Annotated in this window: 20 protein-coding genes, 1 tRNA gene and 2 CRISPR repeat arrays; of the genes, 15 read left to right on the forward strand and 6 right to left on the reverse strand. The window is 38.9% G+C overall.

What is annotated here, in order from left to right:
• Window positions 1-139 precede the first annotated feature (139 nt).
• Window positions 140-949: a leucine-rich repeat domain-containing protein gene (locus tag Q0954_RS02160; protein WP_299453009.1), complete on the reverse strand. Its 810-nt coding sequence runs from the start codon at window positions 947-949 to the stop codon at window positions 140-142.
• Window positions 950-1026: 77 nt separating this feature from the next.
• Here Q0954_RS02160 and Q0954_RS02165 point away from each other — a divergent pair, with 77 nt between their 5' ends.
• Complete coding sequence (locus tag Q0954_RS02165; RefSeq protein WP_299453010.1) at window positions 1027-1254, forward strand: hypothetical protein; 228 nt, start codon at window positions 1027-1029, stop codon at window positions 1252-1254.
• Between the two features lie 335 nt (window positions 1255-1589).
• Here Q0954_RS02165 and Q0954_RS02170 read toward each other — a convergent pair whose 3' ends face one another.
• On the reverse strand, window positions 1590-2402 hold the full coding sequence (locus tag Q0954_RS02170) for a leucine-rich repeat domain-containing protein (RefSeq protein WP_299453011.1): 813 nt from the start codon (window positions 2400-2402) through the stop codon (window positions 1590-1592).
• Between the two features lie 64 nt (window positions 2403-2466).
• Between Q0954_RS02170 and Q0954_RS02175 the strand changes: the two genes are divergently transcribed.
• Window positions 2467-2685, forward strand: a complete 219-nt coding sequence (locus Q0954_RS02175; RefSeq protein ID WP_299453019.1) for a hypothetical protein — start codon at window positions 2467-2469, stop codon at window positions 2683-2685.
• Between the two features lie 213 nt (window positions 2686-2898).
• Here Q0954_RS02175 and Q0954_RS02180 read toward each other — a convergent pair whose 3' ends face one another.
• Window positions 2899-3717, reverse strand: a complete 819-nt coding sequence (locus Q0954_RS02180) for a leucine-rich repeat domain-containing protein (protein WP_299453021.1) — start codon at window positions 3715-3717, stop codon at window positions 2899-2901.
• A gap of 64 nt (window positions 3718-3781) precedes the next feature.
• Between Q0954_RS02180 and Q0954_RS02185 the strand changes: the two genes are divergently transcribed.
• Window positions 3782-4000: a hypothetical protein gene (locus Q0954_RS02185; RefSeq protein ID WP_299453023.1), complete on the forward strand. Its 219-nt coding sequence runs from the start codon at window positions 3782-3784 to the stop codon at window positions 3998-4000.
• Window positions 4001-4080: 80 nt separating this feature from the next.
• On the opposite strand, the gene Q0954_RS02190 is transcribed toward Q0954_RS02185, so the two are convergent.
• Window positions 4081-4899 carry a leucine-rich repeat domain-containing protein gene (locus Q0954_RS02190; RefSeq protein ID WP_299453024.1) on the reverse strand — a complete coding sequence of 273 codons (819 nt, stop codon included), beginning with the start codon at window positions 4897-4899 and terminating at the stop codon, window positions 4081-4083.
• A gap of 254 nt (window positions 4900-5153) precedes the next feature.
• On the opposite strand from Q0954_RS02190, the gene Q0954_RS02195 reads away from it, so the two are divergent.
• The 9 genes from Q0954_RS02195 to csm5 all read left to right on the forward strand — a co-directional run bounded on the left by Q0954_RS02195 (window position 5154) and on the right by csm5 (window position 17377).
• Window positions 5154-5384, forward strand: a complete 231-nt coding sequence (locus tag Q0954_RS02195; RefSeq protein ID WP_299453027.1) for a hypothetical protein — start codon at window positions 5154-5156, stop codon at window positions 5382-5384.
• A gap of 881 nt (window positions 5385-6265) precedes the next feature.
• A CRISPR array of direct repeats spans window positions 6266-6948; the repeat unit is 36 nt; unit sequence GTAGGAGTCTTATGCATTTATAGTAAGCATTGCGAC.
• Between the two features lie 719 nt (window positions 6949-7667).
• On the forward strand, window positions 7668-9434 hold the full coding sequence (gene ltrA, locus Q0954_RS02200; protein WP_299453029.1) for a group II intron reverse transcriptase/maturase: 1767 nt from the start codon (window positions 7668-7670) through the stop codon (window positions 9432-9434).
• A 760-nt stretch (window positions 9435-10194) separates the two neighbouring features.
• Window positions 10195-10890 carry a CRISPR-associated endonuclease Cas6 gene (locus tag Q0954_RS02205; protein WP_299453032.1) on the forward strand — a complete coding sequence of 232 codons (696 nt, stop codon included), beginning with the start codon at window positions 10195-10197 and terminating at the stop codon, window positions 10888-10890.
• Window positions 10887-12125 (forward strand): hypothetical protein, encoded by a 1239-nt coding sequence (locus Q0954_RS02210; protein WP_299453033.1) that lies wholly within the window; start codon window positions 10887-10889, stop codon window positions 12123-12125. Before Q0954_RS02205 ends, Q0954_RS02210 begins: the two co-directional genes overlap by 4 nt.
• Window positions 12126-12132: 7 nt before the next feature.
• Window positions 12133-13854 (forward strand): hypothetical protein, encoded by a 1722-nt coding sequence (locus Q0954_RS02215; RefSeq protein WP_299453035.1) that lies wholly within the window; start codon window positions 12133-12135, stop codon window positions 13852-13854.
• A gap of 5 nt (window positions 13855-13859) precedes the next feature.
• Window positions 13860-14300, forward strand: coding sequence for a type III-A CRISPR-associated protein Csm2 (gene csm2 / locus Q0954_RS02220; RefSeq protein WP_299453037.1), 441 nt, complete (start codon window positions 13860-13862; stop codon window positions 14298-14300).
• Window positions 14301-14314: 14 nt separating this feature from the next.
• Window positions 14315-15004, forward strand: a complete 690-nt coding sequence (csm3, locus tag Q0954_RS02225) for a type III-A CRISPR-associated RAMP protein Csm3 (RefSeq protein ID WP_299453039.1) — start codon at window positions 14315-14317, stop codon at window positions 15002-15004.
• Window positions 15005-15008: 4 nt separating this feature from the next.
• Entirely contained in the window at window positions 15009-16064 is a 1056-nt protein-coding gene (gene csm4 / locus Q0954_RS02230) for a type III-A CRISPR-associated RAMP protein Csm4 (RefSeq protein ID WP_299453041.1), read from the forward strand.
• 5 nt (window positions 16065-16069) lie between these two features.
• A complete protein-coding gene (gene csm5 / locus Q0954_RS02235) occupies window positions 16070-17377 on the forward strand; it encodes a type III-A CRISPR-associated RAMP protein Csm5 (RefSeq protein WP_299453043.1) in 1308 nt (435 codons plus the stop codon).
• A 1032-nt stretch (window positions 17378-18409) separates the two neighbouring features.
• Window positions 18410-19648: direct repeats of the CRISPR family, unit length 26 nt; unit sequence GTCGCAATCCTTACTACAAATGAATA.
• A 1065-nt stretch (window positions 19649-20713) separates the two neighbouring features.
• Here csm5 and Q0954_RS02240 read toward each other — a convergent pair.
• Window positions 20714-20787, reverse strand: a tRNA-Ala gene (locus Q0954_RS02240).
• 165 nt (window positions 20788-20952) lie between these two features.
• Between Q0954_RS02240 and Q0954_RS02245 the strand changes: the two genes are divergently transcribed.
• Window positions 20953-21375: a DUF1801 domain-containing protein gene (locus tag Q0954_RS02245; protein ID WP_299453044.1), complete on the forward strand. Its 423-nt coding sequence runs from the start codon at window positions 20953-20955 to the stop codon at window positions 21373-21375.
• Window positions 21376-21564: 189 nt separating this feature from the next.
• Window positions 21565-22830, forward strand: coding sequence for a sodium:proton antiporter (locus tag Q0954_RS02250; RefSeq protein WP_299453046.1), 1266 nt, complete (start codon window positions 21565-21567; stop codon window positions 22828-22830).
• A gap of 171 nt (window positions 22831-23001) precedes the next feature.
• Here the strand turns inward: Q0954_RS02250 and Q0954_RS02255 are convergent, their stop codons facing one another.
• Window positions 23002-24429 (reverse strand): pyridoxal-dependent decarboxylase, encoded by a 1428-nt coding sequence (locus Q0954_RS02255; protein ID WP_299453048.1) that lies wholly within the window; start codon window positions 24427-24429, stop codon window positions 23002-23004.
• A gap of 153 nt (window positions 24430-24582) precedes the next feature.
• Here Q0954_RS02255 and Q0954_RS02260 point away from each other — a divergent pair, with 153 nt between their 5' ends.
• Window positions 24583-25059 carry an Lrp/AsnC family transcriptional regulator gene (locus tag Q0954_RS02260; protein WP_299453050.1) on the forward strand — a complete coding sequence of 159 codons (477 nt, stop codon included), beginning with the start codon at window positions 24583-24585 and terminating at the stop codon, window positions 25057-25059.
• Window positions 25060-25134 lie beyond the last annotated feature (75 nt).

The following is a 25134-nucleotide window of genomic DNA, read 5'->3' on the forward strand; positions in this document are numbered from 1 at the left end:
GTGTAAAATAGCTATATTTACCTGTAGGTAGGGTTGTAAACCCTCCAAAAATGTTAGTTCTAACATAAGGGATTGTGCTTATTTTGTTTCTCCAAATTCAAAATAACAATCCCTTTTTTTTTACCAATAATTGTTGCCATTAATTATGGCGAACATGTTGAGGTAAAGAGGTTCTTAGAAATTCCTTTTGTTCATTAGATAGATTGGCTTTCTTTAAACTTAGGTACTTAAGTTGTTTAAGCAACCCAATGTTCATTGGAATGTTGGTGATAGGATTGTAGGCAAGGTTTAATTCTTTTAGCTTGGTTAGATTAACGATAGATGATGGGATGGATGTTATGTTATTTCTGATTAATCCAAGCTTTTCTAAATTAGAAGTCTGAGTAATCTCAATAGAGATTTCATCAATATTAGTATGATTGAGTTGTAATATTTTTAGTTGTTTTAATTCAGTTATTTTTGGATGAGGATTCTTAATAGTGCTGTGGGTAAATACCAGCTCTTCTAAACTTTTTAGCTTAACAATTACCTCAGGAAAATCACCGTCATAGACAATAGATAGAGTATGCAGTTTGTTTAGCTTTTGAAGTTCTTCGCTAATACTGTGTACCCTTCCATATATTACTAATGTGTTTAGGTTTATAAATTGACCTATTTCTGGTGGTATGTACCCTATTTCAGGCAAGTTAATTGCCATTTCTTGAGTGTTTTTAATGGTGTCTTTCATGTCAACAAGGTCATATTGCCAACAATGTAATGGATACCGATAGGCTAGGAATTCTTTTAACTCATCAGGGGTCCCATTTTTTTTCATGCCTTTAAATACCTTGTCAAAATCTTTCGTTATTTTTTTTATTTTCTTTTGGTCATACTCACGATGAATGTCTTCATGTTGTTTAATGGCTTCATGTATATACTCTACCCTGCTTTTTCTATTAAATAGTCTCATGAGGTGTGTTTTTTTAAGGATAAGTGTAGGCAAAAAAAAGGGGAAATCAAAAAAATGCTACCCAGCTCACTCTCAGGATGAAAAACACAGCAGGGCGCAGAACCATACAGTTCTTATATGGTGTAAGTGGAGTGCTGGCTACCTTACACTATTCGGCTCGTTTCAAACCGGGTAAACCCTTACCTTGGTGGGCAAACTACCTTAAGGAAAAAACAGAGTGGTTGATTAGTAATTGGGATATAGGATTGTACGAAGTTTTTAAAATCCTTGATATACAGGTATTTACATATAAATCAAGGTGTTAATTGTAGGGGCTACCCTTGTGGTCGCCCTAGCAAAGAGCAAAAATGAGCGTATAAAACACCTTTTAAAAGTGAAAACAACCTTGTTTTTGTTCGCTTTAACCTTGCCACTTATTATCAGATGATTACAAGACTTCGTACACTCCTAATTGGGATATCCTGCCTTGGTGATACTCAAGGGTAATCATAGCATTGTATTTATGATTTTAATTTAGGGACGAGAAAGTGGTAGCTTTTTGATATTATTTTCATTTTAGGACAAGGTAGTTTTGATTGGTTAGCTATAGGTGTTATAGAGTTTTTATAATGGATTTAGTCTGTGATTACATGGAGTTTGATTAAATTATGATTTCTGTGTTGGGTAGCCACTCTGAAAGCTGTGCTTTAAGAGTCTCTGGTAAATTAGTACCTCGTAAATATAATGATTTTAGGTTTTCTAACTGATTTATTTTGGGAGATATGCTTTGTATGGGATTTCCTGTTAGATTAAGTTTCGTTAATGCTTTTAAGTTGCTTATTGAGGGGGGGACTGTTTGTATTCCATTTCTCATAAGCCCTAATTCAGAGAGCTGAGGTAGTTGACAGACTTCCAAAGGAAAGGTGCCATAATGTAGATCGTTTAGTTCTAACTTTTTTAACTTTTTTAGTTTATCGATGTACTTTGGTATTTTGTCAATATTGCTTTGGGTAAGTATTAATTCTTGTAGGTTTGTCAAGCGAGAAATTACTTCTGGAAATTCGTTGTCAACAACAACACTTAAGGTTTTTAAGCTTTTAAGGTTTTCAAATTCTGGAGGAATTGTTTGTAACCTTCCTTGAATAAGATAGAAAACTTCTAAATTTTGACATTGGCCTATTTGTGTTGGAATAGAATGATTTTTGGGTGATTCTACGCTCATTTCTTTTGTGTTCAAAATGGTTTTCTCCATATCTTCCAACCCATACTCCCAACAGTGAAAAGGATACCTATGTGCTAGGAATTCTTTTAACTCATCGGGGGTCCCGTTTTTTTTCAGACCCTTAAATACCTTGTCCAAATCCTTTTGCCATTTCTTATTGGTTTTTTCTTCATAGTCATCGTATATGCTCGAATCTCGGTCAAGTACCAGGCTTATTTTTTCTACCCTGCTTTTTCTATTAAATAGTCTCATGAGGTGTGTTTTTTTAAGGATAAGTGTAGGCAAAAAAAAGGGGAAATCAAAAAAAAGGCTGCCTATGCATGAAGTATCTTGGTGGAACACCCAGCTCACCCTCAGGATAAAAAACATGGTAGGGCATAGCACCATACAGTTCTTATATGGTGCAAGTGGAGTATTGGCTACTTTACACTATTCGGCTCGTTTCAAACCAGGTAAACCTTTGCCTTGGTGGGCAAACTACCTTAAGGAAAAAACAGAGTGGTTGATTAGTAATTGGGATTTGTTGCCTTGGTAACATTTGATTGTATTTTTTACAATATTTTGCTTATTAGGGAGCGTTCATTGGGCTGTGCTTTTTGAAAAAAACAATGCTGATAATCAATTAGTTAAAAGTTATAAACATGATTTTGTGAAGGCTCCCACTTATTATTTCAATCTGAGACTCTTGTATAAAAGAATGATATGTTTAAATTATTCAATTGAAAGGCTTATGTTTATTTTTTTGGTATCAAAAGGTTATTATTGTATTGGGCAATAGTTTTTTAATATCACTTTTTGTTGTGTCGGATATTTTAGTGTCTTGCATAGAAAGCTTATTCAGTAATTTAAGGTTCGCTATTTCCACTGGAATTTTCTCAATGGGATTTCCAACTAGACTAAGTTTGACTAAATTAGTTAGTTTTTTAATTGTAGGAGGAATTTCTGTAATTTTATTCCCCATCAGGTTTAATTCTCGTAAGCCTACTAAGTTTATAACAGCATTCGGAAATGATTCGTATCTAACGTTGATTAAGTGTAGTGTTTTTAGGTTTTTGAGGTTTTTAATAGTTTCTGGTATCTCTTCCAAATGAAACCCTCCCATTAGCAACTTTTCTAGATTAGTTAACTTTGTAATACTGTCTGGGAAGTAATTAATAGGATTTCCCCCTAGAATTAGTGTTTTTAAGTTTTGTAGTTTACTTATTTCTTCTGGGACTGTATCAATGGATCTATATGCTAAATCTAATGCCTCTAAATTGATTAATTCACCTATTCTGGTGGGAATCTGACCACTTTTTGGTAAATATGGACTTATTCTTATCGTATTCTGAACAGTCTCCTCCATGTCTTCCAATCCATACTCCCAACAGTGAAAAGGATACCTATGTGCTAGGAATTCTTTTAACTCATCAGGGGTCCCATTTTTTTTCATGCCTTTAAATACCTTATCTAAATCCTTTTGCCATTTCTTATTGCTCTTTTCTTCATAGTCATTATATATGCTCGAATCTCGGTCAAGCACCAGGCTTATTTTTTCTATCCTGCTTTTTCTATTAAATAGTCCCATAATGTTTGACTTTTTAAAGGTAAGTGTAGGCAAAAAAAAGGGGAAATCAAAAAAAAGGCTGCCTATGCATGAAGTATCTTGGTGGAACACCCAGCTCACCCTCAAGATAAAAAACATGGTAGGGCATAGTACCATACGGTTCTTATATGGTGCAAGTGGAGTGCTGGCTACCTTACACTATTCGGCTCGTTTCAAACCGGGTAAACCCTTACCTTGGTGGGCAAACTACCTTAAGGAAAAAACAGAGTGGTTGATTAGTAATTGGGGTATATTGCCTTGGTGATGTTCGAAAGTGTTTGTGGTATGGTACAGTACATATCAAACCCCTTAATTTTTTTTGTTTTATGGCTTGTACCTCTAGTCTTAAAAGGTGGTGATTGCGTTGGGTAATAATTTTTTGATGTGACTTTTTACTGTGTCAGATAGATTAGTACCTTTCAAGTAAAGATGGTTTAATTCTTTAAGATGCTTTATTTCTGTTGGAACTCTTTTAATAGGGTTTCTAATTAAACTAAGTTCCCTTAATTTAATTAGTTTTTCAATTGTAGAAGGAATTTCTGTAATTTTATTTCCCATGAGGTCTAGTTCTCGTAAGTTTTCTAAACAGGTGATCGCATTTGGAAATGATTCATATCCAACATTAATTAAATGTAATGTTTTTAGGTTTTTGAGGTTTTTAATAGTTTCTGGTACCTCTTCCAAATGAAACCCTCCCATTAGCAACTCTTCTAGATTAGTTAACTTTGTAATACTGTCTGGGAAGTAATTAATAGGATTTCCCCCTAGAATTAATGTTTTTAAGTTTTGTAGTTTGCTTATTTCTTCTGGGACTGTATCAATGGATCGATATGCTAAATCTAATGCCTCTAAATTGATTAATTCACCTATTCTGGTGGGAATATGACCACTTTTCGTTAAGTATGGGGTTATCTCTTTTACATTCCAAATAATCTCCTTCATGTCTTCCAACCCATACTCCCAACAGTGAAAAGGATACCTATAGGCTAGGAATTCTTTTAACTCATCGGGGGTCCCGTTTTTTTTCATGCCTTTAAATACCTTGTCCAAATCCTTTTGCCATTTCTTATTGGTTTTTTCTTCATAGTCATCGTATATGCTCGAATCTCGGTCAAGTACCAGGCTTATTTTTTCTACCCTGCTTTTTCTATTAAATAGTCTCATGAGGTGTGTTTTTTTAAGGATAAGTGTAGGCAAAAAAAGGGAAACTAAAAAAATGCTTGCTAAAAAATGCGTGAGATAACACCCCGTCTGGGAAATAATTAATATGATCTGGCTCTTGTCAGAAGGTAATGTTTTTAGACTCTTTAGTTGAGCATTTTAGTATCTACATTTATATCTGTTATTAAAAAGTATCCCTACGTCCAAGCCTATGTTTTGCTATGTACCAAGTTAGCCTAGCTTTGTGTCCAAAAGATATGACAAAACAAGAGAAGATGTATGCGATTGTATCTGGTTATGATGAGCATACGATGGATCATAAAACTTATAGTGTTGAACAGGGTATTACTTTGAACATGTTTTGCTACTGGCGTGGTAAATGGTTGAAGGAGCAACCGAATATTCTCTACTGTTTTTCGGCGAACACCATAAGCCTCCGAAATCTGTTGATCTTTCCAGACCTTGCTCCCTTGGCGATCGGCTGCTAAAAGAATATAGGCGCGTTTTACTAGGCTGCTTGTACTCTTTCGGTTTTGAATTAAACGTGTCAGTATAGAGCGTTCTTCCGAGGTTAAATCTACGTGATATTTCTTTTGTGACATATCCTTTTGGATGCTAATATAAAAACTATACCCTAATAACCAAAGTTGAAGTAACACTAGGATTAAAGTGATTACCTGCGGTGAACTCGTCACAACAAGCTGTAGACTCGGTTTTAGGATTTACAGGATTAGCTTCGGTTGATTAATGTTGATATTCAGACAATTAGTCAAAATCCATCCTCAAAACCATTTTTGTTTAAGTATAAAAACCTGAAATAACACCATAGAAACTCTTCCCTGACCTCTACAATATTTGGTTTTACAAAGTAGTGTATATTAAATCCTTCTGATATGCCAATGTACACCGAATATTGTACACAGGCAATGATATTGAACTACCCCACCCAGCTTTTTTTCAAAAGTACCATCATCGCCTCAGCTCGTGTCTTCACGAGCTGATTGAAACCTTGAAAAACACTGTTCCCAAACGCTATGATGAGGCGATTTGTGAAGACACAAACCGAGGCGAAGATTATTTAGAAAACCCAATACCATAGAAGTCATGAGACACCTTTTATAGTATTATATCTTGTTTTAATATTAAAATGACGTAAAAATATTGAGCAATTTTGTGAAAAACGAGAGTAAATTAACATATTACAGCAAAACATTTGTTTTGTACAATAAATAAACGTTTTTGATGCCAAATTTTAAAAAAAACGTATGGGTGGTTTTTACGAAATTTTACCCAAAATGTACTGTTTTTACCTACTTCTTGGAAAAGTACAATAAAGAAGAGTTGATTATCAGCAAGTTACAAGACAAGGGTAGGAGTCTTATGCATTTATAGTAAGCATTGCGACTCATCAAAGAAATTCAGATTATTAAAGCCAGTCACTGTAGGAGTCTTATGCATTTATAGTAAGCATTGCGACTGTTCATAGTGTACGAGTTTTAAGTTTTTGTTTAACGTAGGAGTCTTATGCATTTATAGTAAGCATTGCGACTTTCAGATGATCTTCTTGACCAAATCTGCTGAATGTAGGAGTCTTATGCATTTATAGTAAGCATTGCGACAAGACAAGGAAAATTGAAGAAGAAGTAGCGTCAGTAGTAGGAGTCTTATGCATTTATAGTAAGCATTGCGACCTTTCTGTAAATTCTTAGACCAATACTCTTTATATGTAGGAGTCTTATGCATTTATAGTAAGCATTGCGACAATTCAGTTATGCTTTATAATGGCTTATGTATAAGGAGTAGGAGTCTTATGCATTTATAGTAAGCATTGCGACAGATCCTCACTCTCTATGTAGTCTGGGAGTGTAACCAGTAGAAGCCTTATGCATTTATAGTAAGCATTGCGACTAGAAGTTCCATCAGATGAATTCAATGTAATTGAAGTAGGAGTCTTATGCAGTTGTAGTAAGCATTGCGACAGTACTTGCTGACTAGAATTCCAATTTATTTGTACATGTAGGAGTCTTATGCAGTTGTAGTAAGCATTGTTGAGGGCTTGTCCCGAAATCCCGGTTTTTTACACCAGGGCGACTAAAACTTCCAGAACAATAGAAGCCTGATGCATTTATAGCGTGCATTACGACGGACGATTGCTTTTCCAATAATCTTCCCATTGATTAGCCAGTAGAAGTCTGATGCATTTATAGTAAGCAGTGCGACCAGCAAAGCTGTCCACCGAAAGGTTACAAAGAGGTAACTTGTCTCTGGCACGAGACACCCTCATAGAGACCGTGCGTACTGGGTAACTGGTGGGTGCGAAGCGTCTCTAAAAGCTCTACGATAGCGAACCAAACGCGACAATCGGGCAAGAGGAAATATGATATGGTTAAACAAATTAGTTGAATATCTGTTTGAAGCTTCGTTAATAATAAAATGTGAAAGTTGGTTGGTACACATTGACCAAAAGGTAAGGTATCAGGCTATGGTATTTGCTTATTACCATACGTTGCCCATAGCATACTCGGAGTAAAAGATAAACCTAAGTCATATACAAAGTAAGTGGACGGAACTGGGTAAGCCCGACGGGGTCTTGTATCTCACAAGTAAGTCAATCGTAAGAACGACCGAACTCCTCAGCGGGTAAAGGATACTATAGGAAGCGAATGCTGTTTTGTAATGAAACAGATAGGGGTTCAAACTTTGCCCTACTCCGACAGGAGGCAGACTTATAGTGCCTATTGGTAGGTGAATCGCTGGCGTTAAACCCTTTAATGATGGTAAGTACAGAAAAGAAGAATTCTTATTCACTTGATGAAAAAGAAAAGATTGCGACCATCACCGATTGGCACTCTATCAATTGGAAAAGAGCCGAAAGGCAGGTAGGGATACTACAAAAGAAGATCACCAATGCTTATGAACAAAAAGCTTATCGTAGAGTAAAGCGGTTACAATACGTATTAAGCCATTCTTTCTATGCTAAAGCACTCGCTGTTAGGCAAGTGACCAGCAATAAAGGAAAACGAACCGCTGGAGTTGATGGACGAACTTGGTCAACGGCAAAACAAAAGTTACGAGCAATATCAGGCTTAAATCAAGGCAGGTATCGAGCTCAACCTTTGCGTCGTATTTATATCCCTAAAGGAGATAAAAAAGACCAGAAAAGACCATTAAGTATACCCACTTTTTACGACCGATCGATGCAAAAGCTTTATGCTTACGGCTTCGAACCCATCTCTGAACTGCACGCAGATGATTATTCTTACGGATTCCGCAAATACCGATCAACACAAGACGCGATAGAGCGAATACACGGCTATTTGAGTAAAAGCAATAGCCCTCAGTATATTCTTGATGCTGATATTGCTGGATGTTTCGACAATATCAACCACCAATGGATAATGGCGAATATACCATTACCCAAGAATATCTTAAAGGAATGGTTGAAAAGTGGATACATTGAACAAGATGTATTCTACGAAACAAATCGAGGAGTGCCTCAAGGTGGGCTTATTTCTCCAATGATTACCAATTATGTTTTGGATGGTCTATTAGATCATATCCACAAGCGACTGAAATTAGGCTATAATGGAAGATATACCAAAGCAAGCCTTTACGATGCACAGGGAAATCATATCAGACCTTATGCAAAAAGTAAAGAAATTGCCAAGGTAAAACTAATTCGTTATGCTGATGATTTTATCTGTACGGCTAAATACCGTGAAGAAATCCCTTTTATTAAAGAAGCCATTCAGGAATTCCTACAAGATAGAGGTTTAGACCTTCATCCTATCAAAACTCAGGTTGTATCGATAGACGAAGGGTTTAATTTTCTAGGATGGAACATTCGGAAATATAACGGGAAGCTTCTTATTAAGCCTCAAGATAAAAGCATTCAAAAGCTCAAAAGAAACATAAAGGCAGTATTTAGGAAATATTGGTCACATAGACAAGAATTCTTAATCTATGAACTTAACCCTATTTTAAGAGGTTGGGCAAACTACTACAGAACTCACGTATCCAGTAAAACCTTTGTTTCCATAGATTCTTATATATGGAAATGTACCCAAGGATGGATCAGAAGAAGACACCCCAATAAATCACTCACGTGGGGAAACAACAAATACTTCTGTACAATAGGGAAAGACCGCTGGGTATTTGGTTCAAAACAAATATACCTGATGAAAATGAGGAAAACAAAAATCATCAGGCATCATTTGATAGCAGGAAGTCTCAACTACTTTAAGGAACCAGAAAAGTTTAAAAAGTATTCAATATCGTTTACCTTGCAGAATCAGCTAAACCACCCTAAAATACATTACCTTTATTATCGAGAGAAAGGCGTCTGTCCTTATTGCAAAACAAGAATAGAAGACCATCTCTTTGATATACACCACATTCGACCAAAGAATGAAAATGGGGGTAATCAATGGTCTAACCTGATTTTGATGCATCGGAATTGTCATAAGACAATCCACGCAAAACAAGAAAGAATTATTCAGCTGCCTAACGAACAATGGCTTGTTCAAGGGGCACAATAGGTGAGCGCAATGCCGTGAAAGCGGCTTGTTGCGTTCTTGGAGGGGAAAGGGTGAGCAATCACCCCGACCTACTCGACTTGCGACACTTTTGCAAAGACTTTTCTCAAGATACTTTCAGATGTAGAAGCCTTATGCATTTATAGTAAGCATTGCGACGCTCTTCCTTTTTTGTGACTGCCTCTAAGGGATGAACGTGGGAGTCTTATGCATTTATAGTAAGCATTGCGACGAATTTGAATTGAAGAGCCAAAGTTTTTTTGAAGGTAGAAGCCTGATGCATTTATAGTAAGCATTGCGACTTCTGTCTTCACCTCTTGAATAGACATTCTTTTAGGGTAGAAGCCTGATGCATTTAATAGTAAGCATTGCGACGCTGGTAAGCAACTACTTTAGAGAAGAAACTCTGAAGTAGAAGCCTTATGCATTCATTGTTGAGGGCTTGTCCCGAAATCCCGGTTTTTTACACCGGGGCGACTAAAACTTCCAGAACAATAGAAGCCTTATGCATTTATAGCGTGCATTGTTGAGGGCTTGTCCCGAAATCCCGGTTTTTTACGCCGGGGCGACTAAAACTTCCAGAACAGGTAGAAGCCTGATGCATTTATAGTAAGCATGTGGCTGCCCCTTTGTATTATGAGACATCCTCTCTGCTTTTGATGACTTAACTTTTGCAAGGTTGTTTCTTTATTATTTCTTGTGTTTTGTATAAAAAACGCATTAATTAATAGCCAAATACACTAACATCCACCTGACTTAATCCATGACCAAAATAAAATTCCTGAAAGTCCAGTTTACTGATACTATTCAGCCTTGGGAGATTCCTGCTTTTCGAGGGGCAATAATAGACAAGGTAGGACGGGCACACCATTGGTTTCATAACCACCTCGACGACAAGCAATACCTTTATCGTTACCCCAAAATTCAGTACAAATGCGCCGGACAGCACCCCATGCTACTTTGTTTGCATGAAGGAGTAGAAGAAGTTCACAAGCTTTTTGAGAATACTAACCGGAGCCTGTCGTTGCACAAACGCAACCTGCAGATGGGCATTCACCGCCTCGACTTGCATGAGTTTGAGATGAAGCTGCTCGATGCCCCCCAATGCTATCATTTGTACCGTTGGATAGCCCTCAATGAAAAAAACTACGACGAATACCAGCAAATTACCCGGCTTGCCGACAGAATTACCTTTTTGGAAAGCAAACTGGTGGCGAATATCATCAGTTTTGCCAAAAGCATTGCCTGGCACATTCCGCAACGTTTCGAGGTATATATCAACGAATTATCGTCTCCCCGTTGGGTGAAGGTAAAAGATACTCACATGATGAGCTTTGATGTAAGCTTCGAAACTAAAGTGTTTCTGCCCGACTATTTGGGGTTGGGGCGTAAAGTGAGTTTGGGGTATGGGGTGGTGAAGCGAATAAAAAGCAGTAATTATAACAAAACAGAGCAATGAGAAAAGAAGACTTAAGAAAAGAGTTTGACGAGTTTTATCAGGAAAAACATAAAACAGAACGCTCTGTTTTATGGAAAAGTCTGGGCAAAGGGTTAGAGATAGGTTTATTTGTGTTAAACCTGCTGGCTTTTATTTACCTTATCTTTTTTTTGGGTCCTCCTTCTGCCGATGTGAAACGGTTAAACCAAGACATAAAAGATTTAACAAAAACAATTCAGATCATTAATTCCAGAGTAACATCCCCGTTATCAGATAGCCTCAAAAATGAGAAAAATAAGGCTCTCATTCACAAAAATGCCGAGCTTGACAAACGAGTTGCTTCGCTAGAGCAAAGGGAAGTATTGCTAAAATACATAGACCAAAAAGCAAAGAAAATAGACGATAAGCTTAACATTTTTAAAAACTATGGTATTCCTTTGGGTGCCTTAAGCCTAATGATACTGGTATTTAGCTTTTATAAACAAATTAAGCCACTAGTAGCACAATCAGTAAAAGAACAATCTGCTGAAATTGTATCCAATCATACAAAATACATTGAAAATCAATTAAAGGATAACCAAAAAGCATTTAATAAAATTTTAGCGAACCAAAAGTTTCAAGACAAAATCGTAGAATTATCCAGAATACTTATTTTATATGACGATCCTGTTGCCTATAGCCAAACCAAAAAAATGCTATTTGGCATGGGGTTTCAGGAGACTCATGTACAAGGCTATGATGTAAAAGAAGCTGCTGAAGCTGAATCAAAGTTTAGAGATATCATCAACAGCGAAGTGGAAGAACGTAAAATTGGGCAAAAAACAAAGCCTGAGATATTAGATGAACTAAAAACACTTTTCCCTGGCTTAAGTAATTTGACAGAAAAAGATAAATCAGACCTTATCAAATTATTTAAAGAAAAGCTTCAAAAACAACTCACAGAACAAAAAGCTGAAAACGAACTCCTTCCTGAACTCAAGGAAAAGCTTTTAGAAGTGCGGGACTCATTACACAATTATAACCTGATTATATTTGATGAACACACTGAAAATTTAAGATACTTTGACATAAGCAAAAAAGATAAAGTATGGGAAACCTGCATTAAGCAAGAAATTGAAACAGTAAATTATTTATATTATGGAAAAGGTAAAAGCCAGACTAAAAATAAATATGCTGAAATAGTACATGCTGCCAACGCACCTATCACACTTCCTGCAAGAATCCAGGAGGTATTAATATATCAAAATGCTAAATAACTTAAAAATGTCACCTGAACACAACTACAAAAAATCACTACTTCAGTTATTTGGAAACTCAAGACAACCGATAAAAACACCGCACTACCTCCTCAAAGGAGACGTAGCAAGCGTGCAAAGTTTTATATTTAGTGTGCAAACCAAAAGTGCGGCAAAAACCCTCAAAGCCAAGTCGTTTTATATTCAGGCATTGACCGAGCTGTGTGTGCATTTTATTTTGAACAAATACCTGTTGCCTGTAAGCCAGGTAATATACAACGGCGGAGCGGTGTTTTATATCTTGATTCCCCAAAGCAAGGTAGATGATGGATGGTTCGAAAACCTGCAAAAAGACATAGCCCAGGCTTTGCTCCAGGTGCCCCACGACCCCAACATTCATCTGGGGCAGGTAGAACTCACCCCAAACGATGACATTGGCGAGAAATGGGAGGAGTTGAACCAGGCATTGCTTCTCAACGAGCTTAAACCTTATTTGGGTATGCATCAGGAGATATTCAAACCTTTTGGTTTTGAGGCAGACTATAATAAAGCTTGGAAGGCCTTTACGGAACATTTTGTAAAAAGTAAACCAGTTATTGATGGTTTTAATATAGTACAACAGGTTCAGCAGGGTAAGCTATTTGCAAAATTTGGTTATGAACTGGATCATAAAAGTGTAACAAATTCAGAAACGTTAGACATTGACGTAAAAAACACTGTATTGAACAAACTCCCCTTATGGAACACCCAAGTATTGGCAGAGTATGCCGATGTGGTAGGTAAAATCAAAACAAAACATACAGATGACCCTGAATATCATTTACCCAAAAACAACAACATCATAGATTTTGAGGCCATGAGCTTGTTTGCCGAAAGGCGTACGGGTACGGCAAAACTTGCTGTGTTAAAAATGGATATAGACAACCTGGGAACTTATTTCAGAAAACAAACCCAGCTGGAAAATGCCCAAAAACTTTCGTCTGCCTTTGGCTGGTTTTTTCAAACCCGGATATACGACTTTCTGGATGTAAATATTCCGGGCTCTGAGGACAGGTACCGCGAAAATATTTACATTATATTTTCCGGAGGAGACGATTGTTTTTTGGTGGGTGCCTGGGATGCTGTATTTGAGTTTGCCCCAATGGTACAGCAAGAATTTCAGAAGTTTCAGAAAGGCTTGAGAGATTTAATGAAAGGTTTGTCTGACAAATGTATTACGCTTTCGGCTGGCTTGTTAATGATTGATGAGCACTTTCCGGTAAGCCGTTTTGCTGAACTGGCAGAAGAAGCCATAGATGCCGCCAAAACCTACCAGACAACCAAAGAAACCAAGCCCTCTAAAAACAAGGTATGTGTATTTGGTGAAGTAATTTCGTGGAAAGACCTGACCACAGTAAAAGAGCTTACTGGTATACTCAAAAACCTGGTAGCAGAAGAAAAGTCGCGCAGCATACTCGAAAGGGTCAAAAGAAGTGCAACAGGCTACGAAAGCCTGCAAAAAAAGATAGAAAAAGGGCATTTGAGTTTCGATGCTGTATGGAGATTTAGCTATTACTTGCGTAATGTAAAAACCAAAAAGGGCAAGGAGATTATCAACGATGAGGTAGAATTGGGGGCAGGCAGAGAAACCCTGGTGCAGGCTTACCAAAGGTTGCTGATAAGCGCCATATCTAATCAACAATATACCAATGCGGCCATTTTTCCGGTGGCTGCACGCTGGACCGAATTTTTGACAAGAAAAAAACAATAAATACTATGGCAAAACAATATGACCGCCACAATAAACACAGGGGTGGCAAAGACAATAATAAGCCGGAAGACAACCCTTCTGTAAAGTTTTTGAGAGCCAACCTGGAAGACTTGCTGAACATGAAAGAAAGTAATCAACTGAATGTATTGATTAACCACATCAGCGATTATGTAAAGGTAATGGGTAAAGACATTACAGCTTCGCAATTAAGAAACATATTTGCAAAAGTGAAAAAACTAAAAAAACTTAATGAGTTGCACATGCTGCGCCCTCAACTGGCGTATATTTCAGGACGGCTTGGCAATCGGCAAGACAACGCTAAAGAGTTTTTGAAACTGCTGGATGAGGTAATCCAAAAAGCCGATGATGACCAACACGTCAGAGGGTTTAGCCAGTTTTTTGAGGCAATAGTGGCTTACCACAAATCTCACCATTCGTCTAACTAAAAAAATCTCTAATTATGACAACACAAACTTCTGCCCTTACGGGTAAGGTGATGATTAAAGGACAAATTGTTACCGAAACAGGTTTACATATAGGAGGCTCTAAATCAGCCCTCGATATCGGAGGTATTGACCTGAATGTGGTAAAAACTGCCAGAAAAGTTCCTTTTATTCCGGGCAGCTCACTCAAGGGTAAACTACGCTCGTTGCTTGCCAAAATTGAAGGCTCGCTGGATGTAGCAAAAGACTCTGATACCATTAAAACCATTTTTGGTGATAATGCTATAGACGGGCACACCCGGTTGTTGGTAAGAGATGCCTTTTTGAATGAAACCCGGTTTAAAGATGAGATTTATGATGAGTTTGGCGAAACCAACATGGAGCAGGAATACAGCGATGTAAAGTGGGAAAACACCATAGACCGCAAAACGGGTACTGCCCAACACCCCCGGCAACTGGAGCGGGTACCTATTGGGACTATTTTCAATTTTGAGATGATTTATGACGCGTATGACGACGGGCAAAAAGATGCACACCTGACCAAAATTATTACGGCCATGCGCTTGCTGCAAAACGATTACATAGGGGGCAATGGTTCGCGTGGTTACGGGCAAATCAGGTTTGAAGAAGTAACGTTTACCGAAAAAACCATCGAAAACTACGAAAAAGACCAACCTGGTACTCTCATAGCAAACCTGACTTTGTAAGCCTATGCAAGCTGTTATTTTAAAATGTACGCCCAATGCGCAGTTCCACTTTGGGCAACTAGCCATCGACGAAAACACTTCGCTGGATGACACCAGCGAATACCTGCATTCTGACACGCTTTTTTCGGCCATTATCAATATTGCTGCCAGGGTATATCCTCAGCAAACCGATGACCTGGTACAGCACTTTGAAACAGGAAACCTGGGTGTGTCTTCCGGGTTTTATTGCCTGGAAACTGCGCCGGGGCAATATGTTTATTTTTTACCCAAGCCCTTAAGCTGCCAGGCATTTAGGCTGGGTAACGAAAACCAGGATAAGTTTAAAAAGCTTAAAAAAGTAAAGTACGTGTCGAAAAAAGTATGGGAAGAAGGCATTACTCCTGACCGCTGGCAGACCGAATGTGTCTTTTTACAAAAAAAGTTTGTGCTGCACCCCAGCGAGCTGCCCGAAGATTTGAGAGCCGAAGCCCCGGAAATTCGCATATTTGATAAAGAATCGTTGCCCAAGGTAAAAGTGCATACTGCGGTGCAGGAAGACAACCTGTATATGCAAACCAATATACAAATACAAGACAACGAGCAGCTGAACCTGACACCTAAAGTACATTTTTACTTTTTACTAAAAACAGACAGCCCCGACGCTGATTACCACAAACAACTAAAAACCATTCTGCGTTTTTTGGCAGATGCAGGCATTGGTGGCGAAAGGTCTGCCGGACTGGGGCAATTGGAAAGCATCGAGTTTCAGGATTTTGCCTTGCAGGTAACCACACCCAATGCCTGGAGCAACCTGTCGCTTACCATTCCTCAATCTGAAAACGAGGCAGCCCGGCTAAAATATTATGAACTGGTAAGCAGAGGGGGCAGAGCCACTGGCAGAAAACTGAAAGACGGCACCCTGGAAAAACTACTGGGCGTAAGAATGGTAAAAGAAGGGGCAGTGTTGCAAGAGCCTATTGCCGGGCATACGGTATCTATAGCCCCCAAAAATACTCCTTACCCCTATTTGCGTTACGGGCAGTGTTTTGCCCTACAGCTTCACTCAAACTTTAGCCTGTAAACCCCATGAGCACAAAAACCCACAGCTTTCGGCTTCGGCTTACCACCCTTACTCCAGTGGCAATTGGCGACGGGCGCACTATTTCGCCCTTGTCAGACTATATTCTGGACAAAGCCAGCCAGCAGATATACCCCATTCACCACCAGAAATTTGAACGGGCTTTGCAAAAACGCACTGCCCAGGATGGCAGTATGAGGGTGATGAATGAGTACATAAGCAAGGTAAACCAAACCCAGGGAGTCAATAAAAATAATTTTCTGAAGGAGTTTATTGGCTCCAGTCTCGGCATAAGCGATTTTGCCGCCCTGTGCCACCCCCAACGCTTTGCCACGCACGGCATAGACAATGCCACCGAAGCCACTACTTGTCTCAAAAATGCCCGCCAGCCTTATATTTCGGGCAGCACCCTAAAGGGAGCCATCAAAGGAGCTTTGTTGTACGACTGGCTCATGAACGATTTTATGGGCAAAAAACAACTAAAAGAAATTGCAAAGCTGGCAAAAAGGTTTGCTGATAAAATGATACCACTGAATGATGAGTTGGAGGATTTGGCTGAGCAAATGGAGGTGTATCTGCCTCAAAATGAATACCGTAGAGTTAACCAACAAAAACGCACTATTGAGCAAAAATGTAAACGATTCAAACAAGAATTTGGGCGCGAAACAGACAAAGTACTTAATATTTTTTTGGAAAAAATAACCACCAGAAAGAGGATGGATTTTTCGCTGCTACAGATAGGTGATACTCAGTTATTTTCTGAAAGCGACCTTGCCTATTATGCCCTGGAGCGACTTTTTTTGAACGATGGCAAGCTGGTAAGCATAGGAGACATCAAAGAAGCAATTCCGGCAGGTAAAACCACTGCCTTTCGTTTGAACTTGATTCCTGAGCTGCAAAACTCCAGCCTACAATTTTTGAACCGGGCAGACATAGGGTTGATTTTCAAAAAGCTGAATAGTTTTAGTATAGCCAATGCCCGCTACGACAAAGAATGCCTGCTGGTAGCCAACGACCATATAAAAAACGAAACCCTGTACAATGCTTTGCTGGATTTTTATGAGCAAATTATCAACGATTATGCGCAAAGCCAGCAAGCAGCTGCGTTGCGCATTGGGGCAGGCAAAAGCTATTTTCACAACTCTATTGGGCTGGCGCTGTGGCAAGCCGACGACAAGCACAAGGTATTTGAAGATTTTCGCTATATATTTTACAACGAACTCAACTACGATAATGAGTTGTTTCCCAAAACCCGTACTTTGGTTTCTCAGCCTTATTGTCCGCTGGGGTGGGTAAGGTTGGCAAAAGATGAATAATTGATAAAGGGAATGGCTTTAGGTTAGTAAAACGGAAAAAATAAAGTAGTCCAAGAGGACAAAGTATTTTGTGGGTGGGCGATGATTTGAAACCGTACACTTTTTTATAGCATATAAGTCTTGATTTTTTTAATAGTTTTACAGCATAAAAATAGCTGCTAATCTGCTAAGTTGTAGAATAAAACCTGGTTTCGTTTCCCTCAGGCATCCGTTCATTTTTTTCTTTAGCTAAAAAAACGAACCAAAAAAAGCCACCGCTGTAGTTTGTCTGGCTAAAATTTGTTCCATTACGCCGAAACAGCTCAAACATTCCCTCGTTCCTCGGTCAGTGATCTGTTTTTACGGCTTCATTGCTCAAATTTCTTAACGCCCACAAACTAAGGCGGAAAGTAAAGACGCTGTTTTTCAAGCACTTTTGATGCTGATAAAATTAAACTCTACAAAAGTATTAGTAGTGAAAAATTAGTGTACGGTTTTGAAGGCGATGAAAAAAATCTTTGCATAGCCAAAGCTATGGAACTATTTTTTGAAGAAGCCCATCCGCCAAAGACACTGTTTTGTGGAGTAGGTTATTTTTGTAGTTTTACTTATTCCCTTTTATTGCGCAATATCATCCCGAAACCAATGCTTACGCTTCGGCCAAGCCCTATAAAACTGGGGGTTGGGACGGTGATGCCTGTGAAAACCTAGCCAACAAGGTACTTATAAATACAAAAGCCTGAAGAAACGGTGTGTTTCTTTAGGCTTTTTTTGTGCACACTATTATTGCACTTTTTTCGTCATTCAGAGCGCAGCGATGAACCGAACTTGCGAGCTCTGCAAAGCTGCTAATCTGTTGTAAATATCAAATCCTTGTAAGGCGCCTACCTATTCTGGAAACCTAGTCGCCCCGGTGTAAAAAACCAAGACTTCAGGACAAGCCCTCAACAATCCTTACTACAAATGAATAGCTCTCCTACGATTATAATGCTTCTAACTGTTCTGGAAACCTCGTCGACCCGGTGTAAAAAACCGGGATTTCGGGACAAGCCCTCAACAATCCTTACTACAAATGAATAGCTCTCCTACACGGCTGAGAATAGAAAAAGGGAAACAAGGCGGTCTCAATCCTTACTACAAATGAATAACTCTCCTATGGAGGCGTAATAGCCTCTATGACGAACACTATACAGTCGCAATCCTTACTACAAATGAATAGCTCTCCTACGGCGTAATCGCCTCCATGACCAACACGGTGCAAATCAGTCGCAATCCTTACTACAAATGAATAGCTCTCCTACGATGGCAAAATAGTTCAGGCTACGGTTGTAAAACACGTCGCAATCCTTACTACAAATGAATAACTCTCCTACTGAGTATCGAATTCAAGTTATCACTTTAAGTTCGTCGCAATCCTTACTACAAATGAATAACTCTCCTACATTTCAGACAGAAATCAATGGGTTGCAACAGCTTTGTCGTAATCCTTACTACAAATGAATAGCTCTCCTACACTCTATTGTCGCATTTTGCGACGTAACAGACTTCGTCGCAATCCTTACTACAAATGAATAGCTCTCCTACACGACTTTTTATAAAACAAACTTGGTTAAATGCGTTAGTCGCAATCCTTACTACAAATGAATAGCTCTCCTGCTGAAAGATCTGGAAATTATACATTGTCAATCAGTTAGTCGCAATCCTTACTACAAATGAATAGCTCTCCTGCTACAATCCTGCAGCTTTTGGAACAGCAGCAATAGTGTCGCAATCCTTACTACAAATGAATAGCTCTCCTACGCGTTTTTGGTAAACGAGTATATATATAGGAAGTCGCAATCCTTACTACAAATGAATAGCTCTTCTACCTCGCCGGAAAGCTTATTCGAGGATGAACAACATAGGTCGCAATCCTTACTACAAATGAATAGCTCTACTACAATAATAAAAAAATAGCTTTATAGGGCTAATCTTGTCGCAATCCTTACTACAAATGAATAGCTCTCCTACTCATATTGGTCAAAGTCTCTAAGTAAACGTTATTGTCGCAATCCTTACTACAAATGAATAGCTCTCCTACCGTATTGGCTTTACATTATCTTTTGTAAAGAACGGTCGCAATCCTTACTACAAATGAATAGCTCTCCTACTCGCCTGACCAGAAGAAAAAACTCTTCAAGAGGTGTCGCAATCCTTACTACAAATGAATAGCTCTCCTACTAGAAAAGTGCTAGGTATAATCACTAACGTCATTTCGTCGCAATCTTTACTACAAATGAATAGCTCTCCTACCCGTGTTTTGTAACTTACTGATAACCAAACACTCCAAATTGTACTTTTCCAAGAAGCAGGTAAAAACAGTACATTTTGGGTAAAATTTCGTAAAAATCATCTCTATGTTTTTTAGAAAATTTGGTTACAAAACCAGTGTTTTTGTGTACAAATCACATATTCCATGTCACTTTTTGAATATTTGTTTGTTTTTCACAAAATTGCTCAAAAACACTCCTGCATACTAATATCAAAACCTGAAATAACACCATAGAAACTCCTCCCTCACCTCTACAATATTTGGTTTTACAAAGTAGTGTATACTAAATCCTTCTGATATACCAATGTACATCGAATATTGTAAGTAGACAATAATATTGAACAATATAACCTTGCAAAGCCAGGCACAAGTGCCTGCCTGATTATTTACCTGCAAAAGTATTGCAAAGGCATTTTCTAAACTCACTTTTTGTAAAAACCACGGGCTTCAAACGGGCGGTAAAAACTAGAGGGAGGGCACAGGAGGTAGCCACAAGTAAACTTATTGCACAGTGTAGTTAGCTATATTTAATTATGGATGAAAGTATCAACGCTTTTATTAATTCTATTCAGCGGATTGTAACGGTCTTGCCTACGGATAACAAAAACCTCTGTTGAGCCCATCACAGCAAGCTGCTGTAGATTCAGTTCACAAGTAACTATAATTTTGTATTATACTGATTTTCAAAAACTTACAAAAGTTGTACTTAAAAGTGTAAAACCACTTAAATATAAAACCAGCAAACAATAGGGGCACAATGAAAATTTATGAAGGGAATTTTTAATTCTATGATTTATAGCAATACTCCGCAGTGATTTTAGCCAAAGTTGACTACTGATTAACTTCGTTGAGCTCGCCGTAGCAGAGCTACAGGTTCGGTTTACAAGGCTTAATAAGGTAAACATTTACCCGAATCAGCTATGGACTACGGACTAAATACTATGGACTATTGGTTATAGGTTATCACAAAAAAAACAGTTTTCACAGATTTTGTAAAATAAAAAACCCTGTAAACGCTTGGTTTACAGGGTTTTTGGGCTAATTAGTGGAGAATATCAGATTCGAACTGATGACCTCTACACTGCCAGTGTAGCGCTCTAGCCAACTGAGCTAATCCCCCATTGATTAAGGTTTGCAAATGTATGTACTACATGGGTAACTACCAAATTTACACCTGACATTTTTTTAAAAAACATAAATTTCTATTTACAACACAAAATACCTTTCCGAAATTACCATAAATCCTTAAATTCACCTCTTTGTATACCCTAAACTACTCTAAAACATGACAACGCTCAAAACCAAACCCAACGACCAAAGTGTAGAGGCTTATATAGAAAGTATAGCCGACGAAAAAAAACGTGCTGACTGCAAAACAATTGCTGAATTGATGGAGACCATTAGCGGGCAACCACCTGTAATGTGGAACGGGGGCATTGTAGGCTTTGGCAGCTATCATTACAAGTATGCCAGCGGACGAGAAGGCGATTGGTTCCTCACCGGATTTGCCTCTCGCAAACAAAGCCTCACCTTGTATATTATGGCAGGTTTTGACCAATACGATGAGCTCATGGAGCAATTGGGCAAATACAAAACAGGTAAGTCATGTTTATATATCAAAAAACTGGAAGATATAGACCAGGAAGTGCTTAAGAAGCTTATAAAGGCCTCTATTCTCTACCTGAAAAAACAATACGGAGAAAATTAAACCTGCATGAGTTTATCATCTATAATTATCCTTCTATCTTTGGTTTTTTAAGCAGTAAGCAATTAGCTTCAAGCAATCAATAGACTATTATTTGTTAGCCACTCATAACACAGGGGGCGCTTTAAACTTGTCGCTTGTACCTTGAAGCTACTACTAAGCGAAACCTACAAACTAAATAAGTACACATTTATGGATTTATTCAATGCCTTTACTATTCTCATAGTATTATCGGCAGCCTTTGGCTATATCAATCACCGCTACCTCAAACTGCCTACCACTATTGGTTTAATGATTATTTCGCTGGTGATGTCTTTGGGTATTGTAATACTGGGTACATTTTCTAAAAGCCTTTATACCCAATTGGTGGGGATGATCAAAAGCGTAGACTTTAACAAGGTATTGATGGAAATCATGCTTAGTTTCCTGCTTTTTGCCGGTGCACTGCATGTAGACGTAAAAACACTTGCCAAAGAGCGAAACCCAATTATGGTATTTGCTACGCTAGGAGTGCTTACTTCTACCTTTATAGTAGGCTCGCTTATGTATTATGTGTTTCAATTGCTGGGAACCCCCATCGACTACATCTATTGCCTGTTGTTTGGTTCTCTGATTTCGCCTACCGACCCAATAGCCGTATTAGCTATTCTCAAAAAAGCTACCGTACCCAAAAAACTAGAAGTAAAAATATCGGGCGAATCACTCTTTAACGATGGAGTAGCTGTGGTTATCTTTTTGAGTATCTTTGAAATGGCCGACAAAGGCATAGACAAGATAGGGGCAACAGATATTTTATTCCTTTTTGTAACCGAGGCGGCTGGGGGTGCCTTGTTTGGGCTGTTATTGGGCTATACAGGCTATGTTCTGCTCAAATCTATAGACTCTTACATCGAGGAAGTACTCATTACCCTTGCTTTGGTAATGGGAGGTTATGCTTTTTCTTCGTTTATCCACATATCGGGTCCTTTGGCAGTGGTAGTAGCCGGGCTTGTGATGAGCGATCGCGCCCGTATGTTTGCCATGTCAGACATTACCCGCCAATATGTAGACATGTTTTGGGAGATCTTAGACGAGGTGTTCAATGCAGTACTCTTTATCCTGATTGGCTTAGAGGTGTTGGTTATTTCGTTCAACCAAAGTTATATCATTGCCGGAGTCATTGCTATAGTGGTGGTACTGGTATCTCGGTTTATATCAGTGGGCATTCCTATTTCGTTAATGAAGCTCAAGCGCAGTTTTATTCCTCGTTCTATTCAAATACTTACCTGGGGAGGACTCAGAGGAGGTATTTCGGTAGCTTTGGCGCTCTCGCTTACCGACAAAATGCACCGCGAAGAGTTTGTAACCATTACTTATATAGTAGTGGTGTTTTCTATCATTGTACAAGGGCTTACCATTGGCAAGCTGGTGCAAGGGGTAAAAGAAGAAGATACTGAAGAAGTTCCTTCTGGTCATTAAACGCCCTGAAACATACATCATTGAATATGAAGGCATCAAGTCAGACTCAGCAAGTTCTCACAACTTGCCGGGTCTAAACAGGTCATCAAATATTTGCTATCACAACCTCCCAAAGTCAAGGAAGCCCTCACTAAAACGGCTTCCTTGACTTTTTTAAGGTGCGCTGTATATTTATACTTTAGTTGCTGGCACCTGGCGTTGGGCTATTTGCACTATATGCTCCAGCAGGTCTTCCAGGTCTTGCGCTGTAGTAGCTGGGTTCGCCAGTGTTACCCGCAAATAAGTTTCGCCGTTGAGCAAGGCTTGTACTATATAAAATTTACCCTCAGCCAATACTTGTTGCCTAATCAAACTATTTATTTTACTAAGGTCTTCTTGGGTAGCAGTGTACCTAAAACACACAATATTACAGGCGGGTGGCGTGGCAAGTTCAAACGATGGGTGTTGTTGCAGCAATTGAGCAAAGGTATCGCCCAAGTCATAAATAGTATCAATCATTTCTTCCAACAAAGCATCTCCATAATAACTCCAAACAGTAAAAATCTTAAAACCCATTGGAAACTTGGTAGTTTCGAAGGTACGCTTGGCAAAGTTGAACCACTCTTGCTCTTCGTCGTCGTTCCACAGGTAATGGGCGTTTTGGGCAAAAGTATTGTATGAATCGTTCACATCTTTGAACACCAACCCTGTAGCAAGGGCAGGTACCAACAGGGTTTTATGAAAATCCATCACCACCGAATCAGCCCGGTTGATTCCTTGTACTTTGTGGCGGTGTTTGTCAGAAAAAACTGCCGAAGCCCCATGAGCACCATCTACATGAAACCATACATTATGCTGCCCACAAAAATCGGCTATCGCCTCAAGGTTGTCATACGAACCAGTAGCCGTAGAGCAGGCACTCCCCACTACTGCTACTACTTCTTTGCCTTGGGCTATGGCTTGTTCATAATAGCTTTGCAGCAAATCGGTACGCAGGCAAAACTGCTCATCTACGGGTATTTTAATAATGCCTGCATCTCCCCACCCCATAATCTTCACGGCGCGTTCTACACAGTAATGCGCTTGCTCAGACACCATCAATGCCAATGGCTGTTGGTTGCCCTCTTGCCACACATTGGCTGTTGCTTGTTTGCGCCTGGCAGCAAGTAACGCTGTCAGGTTGGCAAGGGTACCTCCCGAAGTCAAAAAACCACCCGCTTTGTCATCAAAACCCATTTTTTGAGTCAAACGTTGCACCACCAGGTGCTCCATAGCTACCGATGATTGCCCCATTTCATAAATACCCATTCCATTGTTCAGGAAATCGCTCATCATAGCCGCCAAAGCTGCTATAGGGGCAGTAGTGCTTATTTGGTGCCCCATATACCGTGGATGGTGTATGTGTATCGAGTCACGCAAAAATTCTTTAAAGTACTCCGATAAACCATTGGCAAAATCATAGTTTTCCCATTTTTCCCGTTGCTTTTCGGGGGTTTGGTAGTCGTTCACCAATAATTTGTCAGGGTTTTGTTGGGTAGTAGCCAAATACTCCGACAAGGTGTCGATGAGCTCGTAACCAGTGGCTTTAAAATCTTCGGGATTGAATGCTTTTTCTATCATGGTTTATCATATTAATTCACTGCAAAATTACACATCCCAGTCTTTTTAACTAAGTAAATTTTAAAATGAAGAAAATATTCCTGTATAGTGTATATATCTCAGGATTTAGTTTGATATATTCCTACTTCATCATCATTTAAAGGAAAAATTACTATGCTCAATATAGACACCATAGACAAAGAGATACTTGGCTACCTGCAACAAGACGCCAAAATGAATATCAAAGAGTTAGCCGACAAGCTCAAAATGACCAAAACACCCGTATATGAACGCATCAAACGTTTGGAAAAAGAAGGGTACATTTCGGGTTATGTAGCACTGCTCAACAAGAAAAAACTCGATTTGCCACTCATTGTTTTTTGCGAAGTAACCCTCACCAGTCAGCAAATAGAATTTATTGAAGCTTTTAGCAATGCTATCAAAGAAATTCCCGAAATAGTAGAATGTTATTTATTAGGTGGGGTGTTTGACTATCTGATCAAGATTGTAGTACCAGACTTAGATAACTACTACAGCTTTGCGTCACGTCATTTGGCAAGTCTACCCAATGTAAGTAAAATACAAAGCTTGTTTGTTTTGAATGAAATAAAGTACTCTACTGCCCTTCCACTTAGCAACAATAAGTCTTAATTAGGCATAAAAGGTACTCAATCATAAAAAAGAATTAGGGTAAGGCAATGCTTGGCGAAACAGGAGGCACTACAG

It is taken from the genome of uncultured Microscilla sp. (assembly GCF_947493425.1).
GTDB lineage: Bacteria > Bacteroidota > Bacteroidia > Cytophagales > Microscillaceae > Microscilla.